General features: G+C 36.8%; 19 protein-coding genes and 1 other RNA gene. 12 read left to right on the plus strand and 8 right to left on the minus strand.

The features are described from left to right. Window position 1 precedes the first annotated feature (1 nt). The 3 genes from JEM65_RS12315 to JEM65_RS12325 all read left to right on the plus strand — a co-directional run bounded on the left by JEM65_RS12315 (window position 2) and on the right by JEM65_RS12325 (window position 3,664). Window positions 2-1,042, plus strand: coding sequence for a M28 family metallopeptidase (locus JEM65_RS12315; RefSeq protein WP_199599929.1), 1,041 nt, complete (start codon window positions 2-4; stop codon window positions 1,040-1,042). A 106-nt stretch (window positions 1,043-1,148) separates the two neighbouring features. Further along, window positions 1,149-2,720: a M28 family metallopeptidase gene (locus tag JEM65_RS12320; protein ID WP_199599931.1), complete on the plus strand. Its 1,572-nt coding sequence runs from the start codon at window positions 1,149-1,151 to the stop codon at window positions 2,718-2,720. A 353-nt stretch (window positions 2,721-3,073) separates the two neighbouring features. Further along, entirely contained in the window at window positions 3,074-3,664 is a 591-nt protein-coding gene (locus JEM65_RS12325) for a hypothetical protein (protein ID WP_199599933.1), read from the plus strand. A 59-nt stretch (window positions 3,665-3,723) separates the two neighbouring features. Here JEM65_RS12325 and lpdA read toward each other — a convergent pair whose 3' ends face one another. The 3 genes from lpdA to JEM65_RS12340 form a co-directional block, all read right to left on the minus strand. Beyond that, a complete protein-coding gene (lpdA, locus tag JEM65_RS12330; protein WP_199599935.1) occupies window positions 3,724-5,124 on the minus strand; it encodes a dihydrolipoyl dehydrogenase in 1,401 nt (466 codons plus the stop codon). A 110-nt stretch (window positions 5,125-5,234) separates the two neighbouring features. Beyond that, entirely contained in the window at window positions 5,235-5,825 is a 591-nt protein-coding gene (locus JEM65_RS12335; RefSeq protein WP_233530637.1) for a CPBP family glutamic-type intramembrane protease, read from the minus strand. 40 nt (window positions 5,826-5,865) lie between these two features. Further along, window positions 5,866-6,324, minus strand: a complete 459-nt coding sequence (locus JEM65_RS12340) for an Lrp/AsnC family transcriptional regulator (protein WP_199599939.1) — start codon at window positions 6,322-6,324, stop codon at window positions 5,866-5,868. 166 nt (window positions 6,325-6,490) lie between these two features. On the opposite strand from JEM65_RS12340, the gene JEM65_RS12345 reads away from it, so the two are divergent. From JEM65_RS12345 to JEM65_RS12370, 6 genes are all read left to right on the plus strand, one after another. Continuing rightward, a complete protein-coding gene (locus JEM65_RS12345) occupies window positions 6,491-7,690 on the plus strand; it encodes an aminotransferase class I/II-fold pyridoxal phosphate-dependent enzyme (protein WP_199599941.1) in 1,200 nt (399 codons plus the stop codon). A 345-nt stretch (window positions 7,691-8,035) separates the two neighbouring features. Then, window positions 8,036-9,547, plus strand: a complete 1,512-nt coding sequence (gene nhaC / locus JEM65_RS12350; RefSeq protein WP_199599943.1) for a Na+/H+ antiporter NhaC — start codon at window positions 8,036-8,038, stop codon at window positions 9,545-9,547. Between the two features lie 136 nt (window positions 9,548-9,683). Continuing rightward, window positions 9,684-10,328 (plus strand): peroxiredoxin, encoded by a 645-nt coding sequence (locus JEM65_RS12355; protein ID WP_199599945.1) that lies wholly within the window; start codon window positions 9,684-9,686, stop codon window positions 10,326-10,328. Window positions 10,329-10,419: 91 nt separating this feature from the next. Then, window positions 10,420-10,734, plus strand: coding sequence for a thioredoxin family protein (locus JEM65_RS12360; RefSeq protein WP_199599947.1), 315 nt, complete (start codon window positions 10,420-10,422; stop codon window positions 10,732-10,734). Further along, on the plus strand, window positions 10,715-10,972 hold the full coding sequence (locus JEM65_RS12365) for a DUF6952 family protein (RefSeq protein ID WP_199599949.1): 258 nt from the start codon (window positions 10,715-10,717) through the stop codon (window positions 10,970-10,972). Before JEM65_RS12360 ends, JEM65_RS12365 begins: the two co-directional genes overlap by 20 nt. A gap of 362 nt (window positions 10,973-11,334) precedes the next feature. Further along, window positions 11,335-11,586 carry a putative signal transducing protein gene (locus JEM65_RS12370; protein WP_199599951.1) on the plus strand — a complete coding sequence of 84 codons (252 nt, stop codon included), beginning with the start codon at window positions 11,335-11,337 and terminating at the stop codon, window positions 11,584-11,586. A 28-nt stretch (window positions 11,587-11,614) separates the two neighbouring features. Here JEM65_RS12370 and JEM65_RS12375 read toward each other — a convergent pair whose 3' ends face one another. Then, window positions 11,615-13,240: an ABC-F family ATP-binding cassette domain-containing protein gene (locus tag JEM65_RS12375; RefSeq protein ID WP_199599955.1), complete on the minus strand. Its 1,626-nt coding sequence runs from the start codon at window positions 13,238-13,240 to the stop codon at window positions 11,615-11,617. 240 nt (window positions 13,241-13,480) lie between these two features. On the opposite strand from JEM65_RS12375, the gene JEM65_RS12380 reads away from it, so the two are divergent. Continuing rightward, on the plus strand, window positions 13,481-14,908 hold the full coding sequence (locus JEM65_RS12380; RefSeq protein ID WP_199599957.1) for a thioredoxin-like domain-containing protein: 1,428 nt from the start codon (window positions 13,481-13,483) through the stop codon (window positions 14,906-14,908). Between the two features lie 50 nt (window positions 14,909-14,958). Here JEM65_RS12380 and fsa read toward each other — a convergent pair whose 3' ends face one another. The 4 genes from fsa to ffs all read right to left on the minus strand — a co-directional run bounded on the left by fsa (window position 14,959) and on the right by ffs (window position 17,189). After that, window positions 14,959-15,612 carry a fructose-6-phosphate aldolase gene (gene fsa, locus JEM65_RS12385; protein WP_199599959.1) on the minus strand — a complete coding sequence of 218 codons (654 nt, stop codon included), beginning with the start codon at window positions 15,610-15,612 and terminating at the stop codon, window positions 14,959-14,961. Between the two features lie 120 nt (window positions 15,613-15,732). Further along, complete coding sequence (locus JEM65_RS12390; protein ID WP_199599961.1) at window positions 15,733-16,146, minus strand: hypothetical protein; 414 nt, start codon at window positions 16,144-16,146, stop codon at window positions 15,733-15,735. A 21-nt stretch (window positions 16,147-16,167) separates the two neighbouring features. Further along, window positions 16,168-16,971 carry an SDR family oxidoreductase gene (locus tag JEM65_RS12395; protein WP_199599963.1) on the minus strand — a complete coding sequence of 268 codons (804 nt, stop codon included), beginning with the start codon at window positions 16,969-16,971 and terminating at the stop codon, window positions 16,168-16,170. Window positions 16,972-17,090: 119 nt separating this feature from the next. Then, window positions 17,091-17,189: signal recognition particle sRNA small type (gene ffs, locus JEM65_RS12400), an RNA gene on the minus strand. Between the two features lie 88 nt (window positions 17,190-17,277). Here ffs and JEM65_RS12405 point away from each other — a divergent pair. Continuing rightward, window positions 17,278-18,312: a glutaminyl-peptide cyclotransferase gene (locus JEM65_RS12405; RefSeq protein ID WP_199599965.1), complete on the plus strand. Its 1,035-nt coding sequence runs from the start codon at window positions 17,278-17,280 to the stop codon at window positions 18,310-18,312. A gap of 63 nt (window positions 18,313-18,375) precedes the next feature. Then, window positions 18,376-18,765: an acyl-CoA thioesterase gene (locus JEM65_RS12410; RefSeq protein WP_199599967.1), complete on the plus strand. Its 390-nt coding sequence runs from the start codon at window positions 18,376-18,378 to the stop codon at window positions 18,763-18,765. Window positions 18,766-18,828: the final 63 nt, after the last annotated feature.

Consider the following 18,828-nt stretch of genomic DNA (forward strand, 5'->3'; position numbering starts at 1 on the left):
AATGAAAGCCCTGCTTATTGCTTCAGCATTAACCCTTGTAGGGTCTTGCGCCACCAGTAGTTACCAACAGAAAATTGAAAACTTAGAAGAAACCATTGTTTTTGAACAGCCAGAGGTTGTAATCAATTACAGTAACACAATTACGGCTGATGAGCTTAGCTCCCACGTCTACACCTTGGCCTCCCCTGAATTTGAAGGCAGAGAAACAGGTCACGACGGATTTGAGAAAGCATCAGAATATCTAAAAGAATTTTATATCAAGAATGGAATACCCTCACCTTTAGGAGGAGACAACTATTATCAGCACATTCCTAAATCTTATTTTACGCAAGACAGTCCAGCCTCTCAAAACGTAGTGGCTTTTATTGAAGGCGTAGAGCATCCGGAAGAGGTTATAATTCTGTCCGCACATTTAGACCATTTGGGAACAACTGATGACACTATTTATTATGGCGCAGATGACAATGCCTCAGGAACGGCAGCCCTTATGGAAATAGCCGAAGCATTCATGACTGCAAAAAATAATGGCCATGGCCCTAAACGCAGTATTTTATTTTTGCACTTAACTGCTGAGGAGGCGGGACTTTTAGGTTCAAATTATTACGTAAAACACCCTCTTTATACTTTAAATAACACCGTTGTCAATTTAAACATCGATATGATTGGCCGCGTTGATCCGAAATATATAGCACAACAGGATGAAAATTATATTTACATTATTGGCGCTGACAGATTGAGTACAGAACTCCATTATATCTCTGAGGCGGCCAATGTGTGGTTTGTAAATTTAAAACTTGATTACACCTTCAATGATGACGATGATTCCCACAGGTATTACTACCGCTCAGATCATTACAACTTTGCCTCCCGTGGCATTCCTGTGATCTTTTATTTTAATGGAGAACACGAAGATTATCACCAACCTACAGATACTCCAGATAAAATCAACTATCCGCTACTTAAAAAGCGCACGCAACTCATTTTCGCCACCGCCTGGTATCTGGCAAATAGCAAAAACCGTCTAAAAGTCAATACACACTAAGGGCTACGTCAAATTGTTAAAGTTTGTTAAATGAACAGCTTGCCAAAGATAGTATGCGTCGTTTTTTTGTATTATCGCAGCTATTAAAACAGATAATCTTATATAAATGAAAAAGCTATTCATAATTGCAGGTATTGCCTTGGCCACAATTAGTTGTGGTACTTCACCGCAACAGACCACAAAAGTAGAAACAATAGTACCTGTTGACCCAACGGTGTATGCAAATAGCATTACTTCTGATGAATTGAAAGAAATGCTATACACTTTTGCTTCTGATGAGTTTGAAGGACGCCTCACTGGTGCCAAAGGTCAGAAAATGGCTGTGGAATATTTGAAACAACATTATATTGCCATGGGCATTCCATCTCCAATTTCTGAAGGAGATTATTTTCAGGAAGTGCCTTTATTGAATCAAAAATCGGCAGAAACTGAAATCACTGTCGATGGTGTAACGTTTAAAAACTATGTGGACTTAGTAATGTCCGGCGCCGCCGCTACACAAACAATTACCGCATCTGACATTGTGTATGCAGGATATGGCATAGAGGATGAAAATTATTCGAGCTATAAAAACTTAAATGTTGAAGGTAAAATTGTGTTGATCAAATCAGGTGAACCAAAAAATGAAGATGGCACTTATATAACGTCAGGTACAAAAGCGGATACCAAATGGTCAGTAGGAAGACAAGCGCTGGCGTCTAAAAGAGATGTGGCACGTAAAAAAGGAGCTAAGGCACTTCTTTTTATGGACGACGCCTATTTAAATATGGTCGCCAACTATATGGAGGCCGCTGCAAAAGCAGGAAACGAAGGACGCATTGCCCTTAAGGACAAACAAGAAACAATGCTTCAAATTTTAATCAGTGAGAATTTAGGAAAAGCACTTTTAGCATCTATTGACTCTGACGACATGTCTAAAACCATACCCTCAAATTTAAAAATTGAGGTGACCAGTAATTCTGAAGAGGTCAATTCAGAAAATGTGGTGGCCTTTATCAAAGGTTCTGAAAAACCAGATGAAATCATAGTTATTTCAGCACATTTAGATCACGAAGGTGTTAAAAACGGTGAAATATATAATGGTGCTGATGACGACGGTTCAGGTACCGTTGCTATTTTAGAAATTGCAGAAGCCTTTAAAATGGCCCAAGAAGCAGGTCATAGTCCAAAGCGTTCTATTTTATTTTTACATGTTACAGGTGAAGAAAAAGGTCTCTTAGGATCGAGCTACTACGCCGATATTGATCCAATATTTCCTTTAGAAAATACGGTTGCTAATCTTAATATTGATATGATTGGAAGAATAGATCCGAAGCGTGAAGGCGATAGAAATTATATCTATTTAATTGGTTCAGATAAGTTAAGCACGGAACTTCACAATATCTCAGAAGCAGTAAACAAAAAGTTTACAAACGTTACTTTAGATTATAAGTACAATGACGAAAATGATCCTAACCGTTTTTATTACAGATCAGATCATTATAACTTTGCAAAAAACAACATACCTGTTATCTTCTATTTTAATGGGACCCATGATGATTACCATAAGCCATCTGATACACCAGACAAGATTGAATATGATTTGTTGGAAAACAGAGCGAAACTCGTATTTTACACGGCTTGGGAATTGGCCAATAGAGCAGAACGTATTACCGTAGATAAAGCGGAAGTGAAATAATTGTTAAAGTTTTGAACACGAGATAGTTTGTATACTGTTTTTTACTATCTTTAATAAACGTATTGGGGTGCCCATTTAATGAGCTGAGAACATACCCATTGAACTTGCTAGATAATGCTAGTAACAGGAATACAACAGGCAAAGGGAACAAACGATATAACTATTGTTGTTCCCTTTGTTATTTATAAACATTTGACGTGATAAAAGTTAAACATAACTACAAAAACAGTCATTTCATCTAAAAAAACTTCCCTAAGTCGTTCAAATGCGGTTATATGAAATAAATGATGTAGTTTTAAGTTGAAAGCATAAAGCTCATTTATGGTGTTATACTTAACCTGCATTTTTTTAAATTGAGAGATATTTTATATCATATTGTCCCAAAATTAGAACCCTTCGATTATTCATTGCATCACGATACGCAATTTATAAACCAAGAATGGGTACTCATTAACGGCATTGAAGATGCCAAGGCAATGTATCTTTTTAAACCTAACAATGAATTGTTGATTTCTGAAAACCATCAGGTCACCAAGACGCGTTGGAGTTTTATTAATTCCAACTTCCTTTCCATTACTACTGAAGATGGGATTGTACTTATTAAAGCATTTTATAAGGACAAGGATATGTTGGTCTTAAATCAAAAAGCATCAGAAGACTATGCCTTCTTCATCAATTCCAGTGTTTATGACACTACCATTGATACAAAAGAAGATCTTCAAGCGTATTTCAAGGATAAATATTTAAAAAAAGCAGCCGACCTTATTTCAGAACATCAGTTTTATTATATCCAACGATTTAAGGAGTATGGTCCCTTTACTATGAAAGACCTCTTAAAGAAGGTCAAAAATAAGGCAGTCAACGCCTATTGCTTGGTGAGAGATGTGAATGACTCTGATTATACCAAGAAACTCCGTATTAAAGATTTAATACAGGAGCTTTAAATAAAAAAAGCAAACATTTTCATGTTTGCCTTTTTCTATATTCTTAAATATTTTCCTCTTTAAATGTGCAACGCTCTATCTTCCGTGGCGGCTAAAGCTGCTTCTTTTGTGGCTTCAGCAAACGTAGGATGTGCATGAGACATACGCGCAATATCTTCTGCAGAGGCTCTATATTCCATGGCAACCACAACCTCAGCAATCATATCTGCTGCACGGGCCCCGATCATATGGACGCCAAGAATTTCATCTGTTGTTTTATCGGCAAGAATCTTTACAAAGCCATCCAAATCCATACTTGCTCTACTTCTACCCAACGCACGCATTGGGAATTGGCCGGTTTTATAGGCAACACCAGCTTCTTTTAATTCTTCTTCTGTTTTACCTACAGCTGCCACTTCTGGCCATGTGTAAACCACACCCGGAATTAAATTATAATCAATATGAGGTTTCTGACCTGCAAGAACCTCAGCCACTAAAGTACCTTCTTCAGAAGCTTTATGTGCTAACATTGGGCCTTTAACAACATCTCCAATAGCATAAATGTTCTTAACGTTGGTTTGTAACTGCTCATTCACTTCAATTTGCCCTCTGTCTGTAAGTTTTACTCCCGCAGCTTCAGCATTCAATCCATCGGTATAAGGACGACGACCCACAGAAACTAAACAATAGTCCCCTTTAAACTCAACTTCCTCCCCTTTCTTATTGTCTGCTTTAACAATCACCTCATCGCCATTACGCTCCACAGATTTTACTTTGTGGGACACGTTCATGTTGAATTTGGCTTTCTTGAAAACTTTTGTCAACTCTTTGGACAATCCTGCATCCATGGTTGGGATGATGCGATCCATATATTCAATAACGGTCACTTCAGAACCTAATCTTCTGTAAACCTGACCAAGCTCCAGCCCAATCACACCACCACCAATAACGATAAGGTGTTTGGGAATTTCTTTGAGCTTTAATGCCTCAGTTGATGTAATGACCCGTTCTTTATCTAGAGTAATAAAAGGTAAGCTAGACGGTTTACTACCTGTAGCGATGATGATGTTTTTCGCTTCAATTTCTTCCGTTTTCTCTCCAGTAATAGTGATATGGGTCGCGTCTTTAAAAGCTCCCAATCCTTGATACACATCAATTTTGTTTTTCTTCATCAAGAAATCGATACCACCGGTAGTTTGATCTACAACTGATTGTTTACGTGCAATCATTTGTTTTATATTCACCTTAATATCGCCAGGAATGTCAATGCCGTGCTCTTTAAAATGCTTTACAGCATCTTCATAATGATGTGATGAATCAAGAAGCGCCTTGCTAGGAATGCACCCCACATTAAGGCAGGTACCTCCAAGGGTTGTATATTTTTCAATAATTGCAGTTTTCATGCCTAATTGTGCGCAACGAATTGCGGCTACGTATCCTCCAGGACCAGAGCCAATAATGGCTACATCATATGAATTCATAAAATTATTTTTTGATGTTTGTTAAATTCAACCACAAAAATACGATTTTGATTTACGATTTACGAATTACCTCCTAGGATTTTAAAAAACTTTGATCCTAAGTGGAACCCTCAATCTGGAAATCCTAACATGTGCCCCATTCCCACTGTAAATAACCAAAAACCATAAATAGCATGCTCAATGGAGACCAGCAGCGTCGATTTTGTTCTGTCATAAGTCATGGCGAAAAGAATACCGCCCAAAAAGGTCATTAAAAGCACCAAGGGATTTCTATAAAATAGATGTGCCATAGAAAAAACAGAAGCATTTATAAATACGAAAAGCGATTTACTTTTAAAAAATGAGGCATATCGTTGAAAATATAAGGTGCGATAGATCAGTTCTTGTGGATAAACTGAAAACATGGCGTATGCAAACAAAATAATCACCCAGAGTTTTGGTTTTTGATAAAGCACATGGAATAAATCAGATTTGGCGGTTAACAGCATATAAGCAATAGTCAGGACGGCGATAATGATAAATTTTACAAAAACGCCCGTACAAAAGGATTTCCAACGGAGGTTTGGGGCAACCTTAAACTCATTCCCTTCTACTTTTACTAAGATATACACCACATAGACAAATCCGCTGACAGCAAGAAGTGCCTTTACTAAAAAAGGATAATTCAATATAAAACTCACGGGCAAGATTATAAAAATCAAGAAAAATTCAGTAAGTTTATAGGTGACCGATTGCATGACCTTACAAACTTATGGCCGTAGTATGCTTCACTTCATTAATGACAAACATACTATGGGTGCTGCCAATATGATTGATAGACGTTAATTTATTGACCATAAATTCTCTAAAAGCTTCCATATCTGACACAATAACCTTTAAGAGATAGTCATAATCTCCACTAATATGGTAACATTCCATCACTTCTGCAAGATTAGCGACCTCTTTTTCAAACTTAATGACGTAATCCTGTGTATGTTGCACTAATTTAATATGACAGAAGGCTACAAAATTTTTGTTCGCTTTTTCCTTTTGAATTAAGGCCACGTAATTTGAAATTACGCCTTCTTTCTCGAGTTTCTTTATGCGTTCATAAACTGCCGTAACAGAAAGATTCAACTTATTGGACAGTTCCTTGTTAGTCTGTTTACTATTGGCTTGAAGTAGTTTTAGGAGCTTTGTATCGATGGCATCAAAATTCATAAATGAAAAATTTTCTAGAGAAACAATATAAAATGATCAAAAACAGAATTAACATCTGCAAAAATAACTCTATTTAGATTTATAATCTAACTTTACTCATATCTATTGATAATTCATCTAAAATATAGGACATTTGAATATATTTTAACTTATTTAAACCACAGTTATGGCATTTAAACCAGCAAATAATATACAGGATTTACAATATTTTGGAGAATTTGGAGGCGTTAATCCTTCTATTTCTGATTCATCAACGTATACCTTTCTATCAGCGAAAACAATGTTCGATACTTTTGAAGGAAATGCAGACGGGTGTTATTTATATTCCCGCCACTCCACACCTTCCAATCTTTACTTAGGACAAGCGTTAGCAGCCATGGAAGGTACTGAGACTGCAACCGTAACGGCTTCTGGAATGGGTGCTATTACCGCTGTATTGATGCAGCTTTGCAGTGCAGGAGACCATATAGTGTCAAGCAGAACTATTTATGGAGGCACATATGCCTTTCTAAAAAACTTTACGCCACGGTTTAATATTGAGACGTCTTTTGTAGACATCACAAAATTGGAAACCGTTGAAGCAGCCATTACTCCAAAGACAAAAGTACTTTATTGTGAATCTGTCAGCAATCCACTATTGGAAGTTGCTGATATTGCCGCACTCTCAAAATTGGCTAAAAAACACAATCTCAAATTGGTTGTGGACAATACGTTCTCGCCACTATCCATCTCTCCAACACAATTGGGCGCTGATATTGTGATCCATAGTTTAACAAAGTTTATCAATGGCTCAAGTGACACTGTTGGTGGTGTTGTTTGTGGTACACAGGAGTTTATTGACAATTTAAGAAATGTGAATGACGGTGCGTGTATGTTATTGGGCTCTACTATGGACAGTTTAAGAGCTGCTTCTATTTTAAAGAACTTACGCACATTACACATCAGGATGCAACAACACAGTCTTAACGCGAAGTATTTGGCTGAAAGATTTGAAAAAGACGGTCTAAAAACGGTTTATCCGGGATTGGAGTCTCATACATCTCACGAGTTGTTCAAATCAATGATGAATGAAAAATACGGTTTTGGAGGCATGCTAACTGTTGATATAGGTTCTTTAGATAAAGCAAATGCATTAATGGAATTAATGCAAAAACAAAACCTTGGCTACCTCGCGGTAAGTTTAGGATTTTATAAAACCTTGTTCAGCGCACCTGGAAGTTCAACATCTTCAGAGATTCCAGTAGAAGAACAAAAAGAAATGGGTCTGAGTGATGGTTTGATTCGTTTTTCTATCGGATTGGATGCAGATATTGAACGCACCTACACAATGATGAATACCTGCATGAAGGAACTGGATATCCTATAATAGGAATTTTTGCAATCTTCAATCATTTAGGAAAGTAGGCTCAATCAAAACTTAATTATACATCACCCTGAATGGCTAAAAACAAACCAGTGTTTTAAGCACTGGTTTTTCTTGTTTATAGGGATCGAACTCCACAAAAAAACCGACGCTTTTTCTTAAGGTATGACCTCTGTTTCTAAAAAACCTGTTCAAATAATAGCATACATCCGAGGTTAAGAATAAAAGCATTGCATTGATAAAACCCAAACCCAATCTGGTTCTGGCTTAATTTGATTTGCATAGGTTTGTCTAAAATCGTAACATTACGTACTTGAATAACAACCAAACCACATAACGCCCTTCTTAATGGAAAGCCAAAACATTAAACCCAGAGAACCTCAGGATGAACCTATAATTGAAAATAAAGAACTTAATATTTGGGAAGCCCTAATTCCTGTGTTTGTACTGGTAGCGATGCTGGCGTATAATGTATATGTTTATGGCGGTGATGCTTTAGGTGGCTCCAATCAGTTTATATTGTTGTTAGGTGGCGCTGTGGCGGCGATAGTTGGAGTTTTTAACAACGTTTCATTTGAGCAGATGCTCGAAGAGGTTTCAGAGAATATCAAATCAACCGGAGGCGCCATACTCATTCTCCTCATGGTTGGTGCGCTTGCGGGTACATGGCTTATCAGCGGGATTATTCCCACAATGATTTACTATGGTTTACAAATATTAAACCCTACCATATTTTTAGCGGCCTCTGTTGTCATTTGCGCTATTATCTCTGTAGCTACCGGAAGCAGCTGGACCACTTCAGCCACTGTGGGTATTGCCCTCATAGGTATTGCGGAAGCCTTAGGTGTTCCATTAGGGATGACCGCTGGGGCCATTCTTTCAGGTGCCTATTTTGGAGATAAAATTTCACCAATGAGTGATACTACCAACTTAGCACCAGCAATGGCAGGAACTGATTTGTTTACCCATATCAGATACATGCTCTACACTACGGTTCCTACGTTAATTGTTACCTTAATCGTCTTTATTATTATAGGCTTAAATTTAGACACGACGGGATCAGCAAATACTGAAGGCATTATCAAAGCTGTAGATGAAGCCGTCAATGTAAGCCCATGGCTATTTATTGTACCCCTAGTAGTCATTGTTTTAATCATTAAGAAAACGCCGCCCTTGGTAGCGCTTTTAATAGGTACCCTATTGGCCGCAGTAACCGCACTGATCTTTCAGCCCAATATTGTTGCTGCAATTGGCGGTGGAGACTCCCTAACCTTTTACACGGGGTATAAGGGGCTTATGGATGCCATTACAATAGACACTGCAATTCCAACAGACCATGAAGCTTTAAAAGGACTTTTCTCTTCTGGAGGCATGTCTAGCATGCTGGGAACCGTATGGTTGATTCTTTGCGCCATGGTTTTTGGAGGTATTATGGACGGTATTGGTGCTTTGTCAGCAATCAGTAAAGCGCTTTTAAAAATGTTTCATACGACATTCGGACTTTTCGCCAGCACCGTGGCCAGTTGTTTGGCATTAAACCTAACAGCGAGCGATCAATATTTGGCGATTGTTGTTCCTGGAAAAATGTATTCACAAGCTTATAAGGATAAAGGACTAGCGCCTGAAAACCTTTCGAGAACTTTAGAAGATAGTGGTACCGTGACTTCTGTATTAGTCCCTTGGAATACTTGTGGAGCCTACCACAGTGGTGTTTTAGGTGTTGATACGATGCATTATGCGGGGTATGCTATTTTTAACTGGTTGAGTCCATTCATGACCCTTCTATTTGCGGCGTTCAGAATAAAAATCAGACAACTCACTACCGAGAACAAAACGGCATCTTCAGAGGCAATTCAGTAATTTATACTTCAAGCCTTAAAGCTATAGCTAAAACCTATGTCAATATAATTTTATATAATAAATAACTATGATTATTTAAGAAGTAAACGGATAGATTTGCACTAGAAATAATAGTAATCTAAAAATTATATTTAATATGGCATTTGTAGGAAAAAAATTTCCAAATTTAAACGTAAACGCAATGAATGAAATGGGTGATACATTCAGCCTTAACATTCTTGAAGAAGCAACAAAAAACAAAAAAAAGGTAGTTTTATTCTGGTATCCAAAAGATTTTACATTTGTATGCCCAACAGAATTGCATGCATTTCAGGCAGCTTTAGGCGAATTTGAAAAACGTAACACGATTGTTATTGGTGCATCTTGTGATACTGCTGAAGTTCACTTTGCATGGTTAAGCACAGCTAAAGATAACGGTGGCATTGAAGGTGTAACGTATCCAATTTTAGCGGACTCTAATAGAAACCTGGCGTCAACATTAGACATTTTAGACATTACCAATGAAACGTATAATGAAGATACGGGAGTTGTTACTGTTGATGGAGATAATGTGACTTACAGAGCTACTTATATTATTGATGAAGAAGGAACTGTAGTTCACGAAAGCATCAACCATATGCCATTGGGCAGAAACGTAAATGAGTTTTTACGCTTGATTGATGCTTACACACACGTCCAAGAAAAAGGAGAAGTTTGTCCAGCAAACTGGGAAGAAGGTAAAGATGCTATGCAAGCCAATGCAAAAGGTACTGCTGAGTACTTAAAAGCACATTTGAACTAATATAACTTGTTATTGAAAGTACAGAGAGGCAATCTTATAAAGATTAAGATTGCTTCATTCTGCTCAATTAACTTTTTAAAAAACATGTATTATGGTGAAGGAATTAGAACAAGATAATTTAGGACAATTAGTATCGGACAACGATACAGTAGTTGTTCAATATTCTGCTACTTGGTGTGGTAATTGTAGAATTATGAAACCAAAATTTAAAAAGCTGGCAACAGAAAACGAAAACATGACTTTTGTAATGGCTGATGCTGAGAAATTTCCAGAATCTAGAAAATTAGCTACCGTAGACAATTTACCTACATTTGCTATTTTTAGAAATGGAACTTTTGTAAATCAGGTACAAACCAACAAATATGAAGTTTTAAAAGATTTAGTCAATGAAGTTATCAGTAATTAAACATCTGACTCAATTTATTGAGGACAATGATGAAGATTTTGTAGTAGAGACTATTGAAACTTTAGAGCATCTTACAGAAGTACCTTCTTTAAAAGATGAAGAATTGGATGTTATTGGAGAGTTGATATCAAATATGTATGGCGCTTTAGAAGTCCATAAAATGGTTAAGGAAGGCACGCCTAAAAAGGAAGCTTTAAACAACTTCATGTCTCGCGTATTAGGATCTATAGACAAATAACACAACACTATTTTAGAATAAAAAAACCACTTCATCCGAAGTGGTTTTTTTATTAAGACTTGATGCGTTGTCAATAAAGCATTTAAATTTGTTACTGTAACCTTTAGTACGGAAAAGTATTTGGGCAAACAATAACAAAACTCAAATGAACAACCTCGACCCAAGGGTACGAGGTATCAAGTAGAAGTTCCTTTTTTANNATCCCGCTAAAAAGCGGGATTAGTTCAACTAACAATTTTAATTCATTGCTTCGCAATTTTTAAAAATTGAGTTTCACTCATTTAACAATGAACAACCCCATTGTATGACAGTTCTATTTTTTTTGTATCTTCCCTATTCACTACACTTAACTGCTTTAAACTATGTCAGACACTAATTATATTAAAGTATTCTCAGGAACATTTATCTATGCGCAAATGATTGTCAACCGTTTGGAAACTGTTGGAATTAATGCCATCGTAAAGGATGAATCTGAATCTGCAAGATTGGCAGGATTTGGATCTCCCATTCAAGGATTTCAAGACATTTATATTTCTGAAGAAGAACTAATCAAAGCGGCCCCGATTATAGAACGAGCAAAATCTGAATTGGAAGCAAAAAAAAACCCTGAATAAATTCAGGTTTTTTTTATGGGTGTTTCAATTATGCGTTTACCGCATACATTTTATCTCTCAATTCCTTAATTTTTTTGTCGTCCATATACTCATCAAAAGTCATATAACGATCAATAGCTCCATTTGGGGTCAATTCAATGACACGGTTTGCTACAGTTTGTGCAAACTCATGATCATGAGTGGTAAACAACACAGTTCCTTTAAAATTAGCTAACGAATTGTTAAAGGCTGTAATGCTTTCAAGATCCAAATGGTTGGTAGGCTCGTCCAACATTAACACGTTAGCTCTCATCATCATCATTCTACTCAACATACAACGCACTTTTTCTCCTCCAGAAAGTACATTTGAAGTTTTTAAAGCCTCTTCTCCACTAAAGATCATTTTACCCAAAAACCCTCTAATATGCACTTCTTCACGCTCTTCTTCTGTCGTGGCCCATTGACGTAACCAATCAACCAAGGTCAAATTATTGTCAAAAAATTCACTGTTGTCCAATGGCAAATAAGATTGGGTTGTTGTAATACCCCAGTTATATTCACCTTTATCTGCTTTTTCCTTGCCATTAAGAATTTGGTAAAAAGCCGTTGTAGCTCTAGAGTCTTTTGAATAGACCACTACTTTATCGCCTTTGGCCAAATTGATATCTACATTTTGGAACAGTACATCACCATCTAAAGATGCGGCAAGACCTGTAATATTCAATATTTGATCTCCAGCTTCTCTATCGCGCTCAAAAATGATGGCAGGATAACGACGGCTAGACGGTTTAATATCAGAAATATTCAATTTCTCAATCATTTTTTTTCTACTGGTCGCCTGTTTCGATTTGGCAACGTTTGCTGAAAAACGACGGATAAATTCTTCCAATTCCTTTTTCTTCTCTTCCGCTTTCTTGTTTTGTTGAGAACGCTGTCTGGCGGCCAATTGAGAAGACTCATACCAAAAGGTATAGTTTCCTGAGTAATGGTTGATTTTTGAAAAATCAATATCAGAGATATGAGTACACACTGAATCCAAAAAGTGTCTATCGTGAGACACTACAATCACGCAGTTTTCATAATTCGCCAAAAAGTTCTCCAACCAAGAAATGGTTTCATAATCCAGGTCGTTGGTAGGCTCATCCATAATCAGCACATCAGGATTTCCAAATAAAGCCTGTGCCAATAATACACGTACTTTTTGTTTACCATCCAAATCCTTCATTAAGGTATAGTGATACTCTTCTTTAATACCTAAGTTTGATAGCATTGCTGCAGCGTTACTGTCAGCATTCCATCCGTTCATCTCTTCAAACTGTACTTGCAACTCTCCAATTTTGTCCGCATTTTCGTCGGTGTAATCGGCATAAAGTGCATCAATCTGACTTTTCAGATCAAACAAGGGTTTGTTACCCATAATAATGGTTTCCAAAACCGTATGTTCATCATACAAATTATGGTCTTGCTCCAAAACTGACATACGTTTTCCAGCTTCTAAGTGGACACGACCAGAAGTTGGGTCCATTTTGCCCGCTAAAATTTTCAAGAAAGTCGACTTTCCTGCGCCATTGGCGCCAATAATACCGTAGCAATTGCCTTGGTTGAAAGAAGTGTTTACTTCATCAAAAAGGATGCGTTTGCCAAACTGAACTGAAAGATTAGAAACTGATAACATTTTATAGGTTTTAAATAAGCTGCAAAAGTAAAAAATTACTATCATTTTATGAAACTTATAGACCTATATTTAAGCTGCTCTACAAGACTATCACATTTCTAAAAACATCAGTATTTATCTGACATCAACTACCTTTACACTACGGTATGGAAAAACATTTAACAGCGCCTTAACAACATGATGCATAAACAAGTTTTATTTTTGTTTGCAAGACACCCTGCACCAAAAATCTTAACGTTTATGAGAATCTACATTATGTCATTACTGTTTTTGCCAACGCTCTTGTGTTGCAAACAAAATGCTAATGAAGCTGATTCAAGTGCGTATTTTGGAGGTGAGATTATCAATCCTACCAATGATTATGTGCTGTTGTTCTCTCCGAACGCGCAAACAGAAACTTCTGACACGCTTTACTTAAATGAAAACAATCGGTTTTTCAAAAAGTTAGACCCATTAAAATCAGGACTCTATACATTTATTCACGGCGGCCAGTACCAAATGGTCCTTCTAGAACCACAAGACAGTGTGATGTTACGATTGAACACTATAGATTTTGACGAATCTCTTGTATTTACAGGGTCTGGCGCGAAAAAGAACAATTTTCTGGTCAAGATTTTTTTAGAAAACGAAGCCGATCAGAGCAATTTCATGAACATTTCTCAACTGCAACCCGAACGATTTGAAAAGTATATCGATTCTGTACGAACAGAACGTCTGAATGAACTTGCTGATTTTTCGGATAAAAAAGAGCTGTCTGATATGTTTGACAAAATTGCAGAAACCAGTATCAACTACAGCTATTACAGCACCAAGGAAATGTATCCTTTTGCCTACTATGGTTATAGAAATCTAAGAAATTACAAAGAGTTGCCATCGCAATTTTATGATTATAGAAATGATATTGATTACAATATTGGATCATTGAGCAATTTCTTTATTTACAACCGGTTCTTATATTCCCATTTCAACAATATGGCTTTAGAAGAGTTTTACGCTAACTCCCCTGAGGATGCAATCTTCAACAAAAACTCGGTTGTTTACAATTTGGAGAAGCTAAAATTGATGAATGATCGCATATCCAACGATACAATAAAAAACAAACTCTTAAAAAGTACGGCACGCGATTTTATATCGATGTGTGAGGACTCTACAGCCGTAAAAGAAATTGTGGCCTCCTATCTTGACAAAAGCAGCAATCCAGAAGATAAAAATTATATAAAAGGATTGTCTAGCGCAATCAATAAGTTAAAACCGGGGAAAATCATTCCTGAAGTAGAGTTGGTCGATTACAATAACGAGGTACATAAACTGAGCACCATCATCAACAAACCTACAGTTATTTATTTTTGGTCCTCCAATTTAAAAATCCATTATAAAAATAGCCATTATAAAATAATGGATTTTAAAAAGAAGTATCCAAACATTAATTTCATTGCGATTAACATCAACGATAATGACAAGAAATATTGGAAAAAGACTTTAGATGAATTTAAGTTTTCCAGTGATAGCGAATACCAATTTAAAGATCCTATTGCAGCCAAACAGACTCTGGTACTCAACACGGTGTATAAGATGATCGTTATAGATAAAGACATGCGCATTGTGGATTCTTACTACAACATGTTTCACAGCACGTTTCAAAACAAATTAAAAGAACTCAATCAATAGAAAAAGGCTCCATAAAGGAGCCTTTTTCATAACTGTAACTGTTAAAAGGATTAGTTTCCTTTTTTATAATCTTCTAAAAATTTTGCCAACCCAATATCCGTTAAGGGGTGATTCAATAAGCCTGTAATAGAACTCAAAGGACCAGTCATCACATCAGCACCTAATTTTGCACAATCAATGACGTGCATGGTGTGGCGTACCGAAGCGGCTAAAATTTCTGTTTCGAAACCATAGTTATCGTAGATCATTCTGATTTCAGCAATTAGATTTAAACCATCTGTAGAAATATCATCCAAACGACCAATAAAAGGGGAAACATAAGTAGCTCCTGCTTTGGCAGCCAATAAGGCCTGACCGGCAGAAAACACTAAAGTCATATTTGTTTTGATGCCTTTATCGCTAAAATATTTACATGCCTTTACACCGTCTTTAATCATTGGTAATTTGACCACAATTTGCTCATGAAGTTCAGCCAAGGCCTCTCCTTCTCTCACCATGCCATCAAAATCAGTAGAAATAACTTCTGCACTGACATCGCCATCTACCAAATTGCAGATGCTAACATAATGTTTCATGATATTATCCGTGCCTGTAATACCTTCTTTGGCCATCAATGACGGGTTGGTGGTAACACCATCTAAAATACCCATGTCTTGGGCATCCTTAATTTGCTCTAAATTAGCGGTATCGATAAAAAATTTCATAGAAATACTGTTTTTAAAATCCCCTTCGTAAAAGGGGTTCTGTTGTGTTATATTTAGCGCGAATTTACAACATTTAACGCGCTTTAAAAGGACTAATTTTTCAGAATGTATTAACAATACTCAATTAATGATGATGGTGATTTTTTTAGATGTAGAATTTGAACACATCCCATCTTTATACTGTCCAGAATCTTCATCATAATATTCTGGTGCATCAACATAGAGATAAATGGTGAAGGAGAAGGTCCCGGAAGCGTTTGGCATACCTTCAATTATAAGGATCCTATTGTCGGTAGACATTTCCAATCCGCCAGGTAAATCTCCGTAAATTTCGTAATTGTAGATATAATTATCATCACCAGTTTCGTTTTTAATTTCTGAAGTCAGTTTCTGATAATAATAACCATTAACATTGCCTACATCAAAAGATTTATCCTCAATTTCAGGTCGTTTATTAATAACACACTCTACAATAGTATCACAACTAATAAAGACGAATAAACCAACTAAAAAGAGCAGCTTTAAGATTTTCATTGGTGTTTTAATTGGCAAATGCTATAGTTTATAATGGTTCATCAGCATTTTCTCATAGACTTTATCTGGTAAAATCCGTTTTAAAACAATAGAGAATTTTTGCATGAACTCCCCTACCTTATAATGAATCTTAGGATGTTCGGTAGTAATGACCTTGTAGATGGCGTCCGCCATAAGCTGCGGATCTTTTCCACTGCTCACATGCGTATCCATGAGCTTTAGAGTGTCTCCGTAAGGCTTTTTGTAAGGAGAATGCTCCAAAATTGGTGCATGGTAGCGTCCAGCCGCAATATTTGTTGCAAAATCTCCCGGCGCCACGTTGGTCATATGGATATTGAAATCTTTGATTTCCATTCTGAAAGCTTCCGTAATTAATTCCAGAGCACCTTTACTGGCACTGTAAACACCTCTGTACGGTAAGCCCATATACCCTGCTATCGAGGTTATATTAATGATCAGCCCTGAGTTTTGTATTCTCATTAGTGGCAGCACCGCTTTAATAACGCGAATGGGCCCAAATAAATTAGTATCAAAATTACGCTGTATTTCAGCATCAGGAATTTCTTCAATTGGTCCAGTAATACCAGCGCCTGCATTATTGATCAGGACATCCAAACGACCAGCTTCTCGCATTACTGTATTGATTGCTGCTGCTATAGACACGGCATCAGACACGTCTAATTTTACAAGGGTAAATTTACTTTCCGGATAACGCTCAGGATTTCTGCTAGTTCCATAAACGGCAAAGCCTTTTTGTGACAAATATTCGCCAACAGATTTACCAATTCCTGAAGAACCACCTGTAATTAATACAACTTTAGACATGTTCAATAAATAATTAAAAAATGAAAAATTTGAGCGTAAATACGTTTCTGAAGGCTAAAATAGGAAGAAGATATTTAAAAGAAGTTTCCTGTAGAAAGGATTTCGCTATAGCGCATAAAAAAAGGCAAGCTACCTACATCACACCGCTACGACCACTTACCTTTGCTGCGTTCCCGCCCTGGAGGATTCAGCAGGAGCTGGTTGTGTAGGACTTGCCAACTGCAAAGATACAATCTTTTACTACTTTTGCAATGATTTTTTAAACTGAATTTAATTAAATACCTTGCCCTAAAATATATAACAGCTATGTCTTCAACTAAACTTTTTATAATCATGGTCTTAGGTCTTTTCTTATGGACCTGTGGTGATAATCCGAATGGTAAAAAAAGCAACTTTTCTATTACTACCGATGCCAAAAATAACACCATTGCACTTGGTGAAACCATCAAACTGTCCATAAACAACCCAAAAAACAAAAACATCAACAGCATTACTTATCACTTTAACACCACCACCATTGATGAAAATTTTACAGCTACAGATCTACCGTTAGGAATACATACATTGACCGCCAAGGTAGCTTATGAAGATGTTACTGAAGAGACCTCTACCAAACTGACCATTTTAAACAATGTGGCGCCCGTAATTTACAGTTATAAGATCCTTAATGAATATCCTCACGACATTACCTCCTACACTCAAGGCTTAGAATTTTATAACGGGATACTTTATGAAAGTACCGGACAGTACGGAGAATCAAAACTCCGAAAAGTAAACCATGAAACAGGTGAAGTCTTAAAAAGCATCAATTTGGGCAGTCAGTTTTTTGGTGAAGGACTTACCGTTTTGAATAACAAGGTTTACCAACTTACGTGGAAAGAAAATATCGGGTTTGTCTATAATGCTGAAACATTAGAAAAAACTGGCAGTTTTAATTATGGCAAAAGTAAAGAAGGCTGGGGCTTATGTAATGACGGGAAAGTGATTTATAAATCAGAAGGCACCAACAAAATATGGAAACTCAACCCAGAAACCTTGGCTGAAGAAGATTATATCCAAATTTACACCAATACGGGCAAAATTGATAGTTTAAACGAACTGGAATATATTGATGGCAAAATTTACGCCAATATCTATCAGCGCAACGGGGTCTTGATTATCAATCCTCAAAATGGCGCTGTGGAAGGTGTCATCGACTTTTCGCCACTTCAAAAACTCGTCAAGCAACATCCAGAATTGGATGTATTGAACGGTATTGCCTACAACCCTGCTACCAATACCATTTTTGTGACGGGTAAAGATTGGGACAAGTTGTTTGAGGTAGAAGTATTTGTCAAATAGATTTGTTGTTACACCTAAACACATACTACACGTCCCTTAATTAATCCACAATTAAAAATCCCTATGCAAACCTTCGATATACAGATTATTGTAGCACAAGAAGATCTAGACCACCTCAACCATGTTAATAATGTGCGCTATGTACAATGGGTGCAAGATATTGCAGAGCAACATTGGCACGCCAAAGCAACAGGTAAAATCCTGTCTGATTATTTTTGGGTCCTTTTAAACCATACTATTGCTTATGAAAATCCAGCTGTTTTGGGCGATGGACTGACGATTAAGACCTACATCAAAGAGTCTGGCGGCGTCACCTGCATACGTATTGTTGAAATCTACAATACAGAGACCGAGAAATTATTGGCCTCTTCAGAAACCAAATGGTGCTTGATTTCCCAACACAACATGAAACCAACTCGAATTACTGAAGAAATCAAAACTTTATTTAGTTAAAGTTAGATTAAATTTGCTGTTAAAGTCTCTTAACAAAACATTTCACAAAGTTTTAATTGTTTT

Origin of the sequence: Gelidibacter salicanalis, assembly GCF_016469035.1 — a bacterium.
Lineage (GTDB): Bacteria > Bacteroidota > Bacteroidia > Flavobacteriales > Flavobacteriaceae > Gelidibacter > Gelidibacter salicanalis_A.

Excerpts from the sequence above, each read along its gene's own strand:
- nhaC (WP_199599943.1), top strand. The coding sequence starts at position 8,036 with ATGGAAAGCCAAAACATTAAACCCAGAGAACCTCAGGATGAACCTATA.
- JEM65_RS12410 (WP_199599967.1), top strand. The coding sequence starts at position 18,376 with ATGCAAACCTTCGATATACAGATTATTGTAGCACAAGAAGATCTAGAC.
- lpdA (WP_199599935.1), bottom strand. The coding sequence starts at position 5,124 with ATGAATTCATATGATGTAGCCATTATTGGCTCTGGTCCTGGAGGATAC.
- JEM65_RS12345 (WP_199599941.1), top strand. The coding sequence starts at position 6,491 with ATGGCATTTAAACCAGCAAATAATATACAGGATTTACAATATTTTGGA.
- JEM65_RS12360 (WP_199599947.1), top strand. The coding sequence starts at position 10,420 with ATGGTGAAGGAATTAGAACAAGATAATTTAGGACAATTAGTATCGGAC.
- fsa (WP_199599959.1), bottom strand. The coding sequence starts at position 15,612 with ATGAAATTTTTTATCGATACCGCTAATTTAGAGCAAATTAAGGATGCC.
- JEM65_RS12375 (WP_199599955.1), bottom strand. The coding sequence starts at position 13,240 with ATGTTATCAGTTTCTAATCTTTCAGTTCAGTTTGGCAAACGCATCCTT.
- JEM65_RS12365 (WP_199599949.1), top strand. The coding sequence starts at position 10,715 with ATGAAGTTATCAGTAATTAAACATCTGACTCAATTTATTGAGGACAAT.
- JEM65_RS12355 (WP_199599945.1), top strand. The coding sequence starts at position 9,684 with ATGGCATTTGTAGGAAAAAAATTTCCAAATTTAAACGTAAACGCAATG.
- JEM65_RS12380 (WP_199599957.1), top strand. The coding sequence starts at position 13,481 with ATGAGAATCTACATTATGTCATTACTGTTTTTGCCAACGCTCTTGTGT.
- JEM65_RS12395 (WP_199599963.1), bottom strand. The coding sequence starts at position 16,971 with ATGTCTAAAGTTGTATTAATTACAGGTGGTTCTTCAGGAATTGGTAAA.
- JEM65_RS12340 (WP_199599939.1), bottom strand. The coding sequence starts at position 6,324 with ATGAATTTTGATGCCATCGATACAAAGCTCCTAAAACTACTTCAAGCC.
- JEM65_RS12390 (WP_199599961.1), bottom strand. The coding sequence starts at position 16,146 with ATGAAAATCTTAAAGCTGCTCTTTTTAGTTGGTTTATTCGTCTTTATT.
- JEM65_RS12405 (WP_199599965.1), top strand. The coding sequence starts at position 17,278 with ATGTCTTCAACTAAACTTTTTATAATCATGGTCTTAGGTCTTTTCTTA.
- JEM65_RS12320 (WP_199599931.1), top strand. The coding sequence starts at position 1,149 with ATGAAAAAGCTATTCATAATTGCAGGTATTGCCTTGGCCACAATTAGT.
- JEM65_RS12315 (WP_199599929.1), top strand. The coding sequence starts at position 2 with ATGAAAGCCCTGCTTATTGCTTCAGCATTAACCCTTGTAGGGTCTTGC.
- JEM65_RS12370 (WP_199599951.1), top strand. The coding sequence starts at position 11,335 with ATGTCAGACACTAATTATATTAAAGTATTCTCAGGAACATTTATCTAT.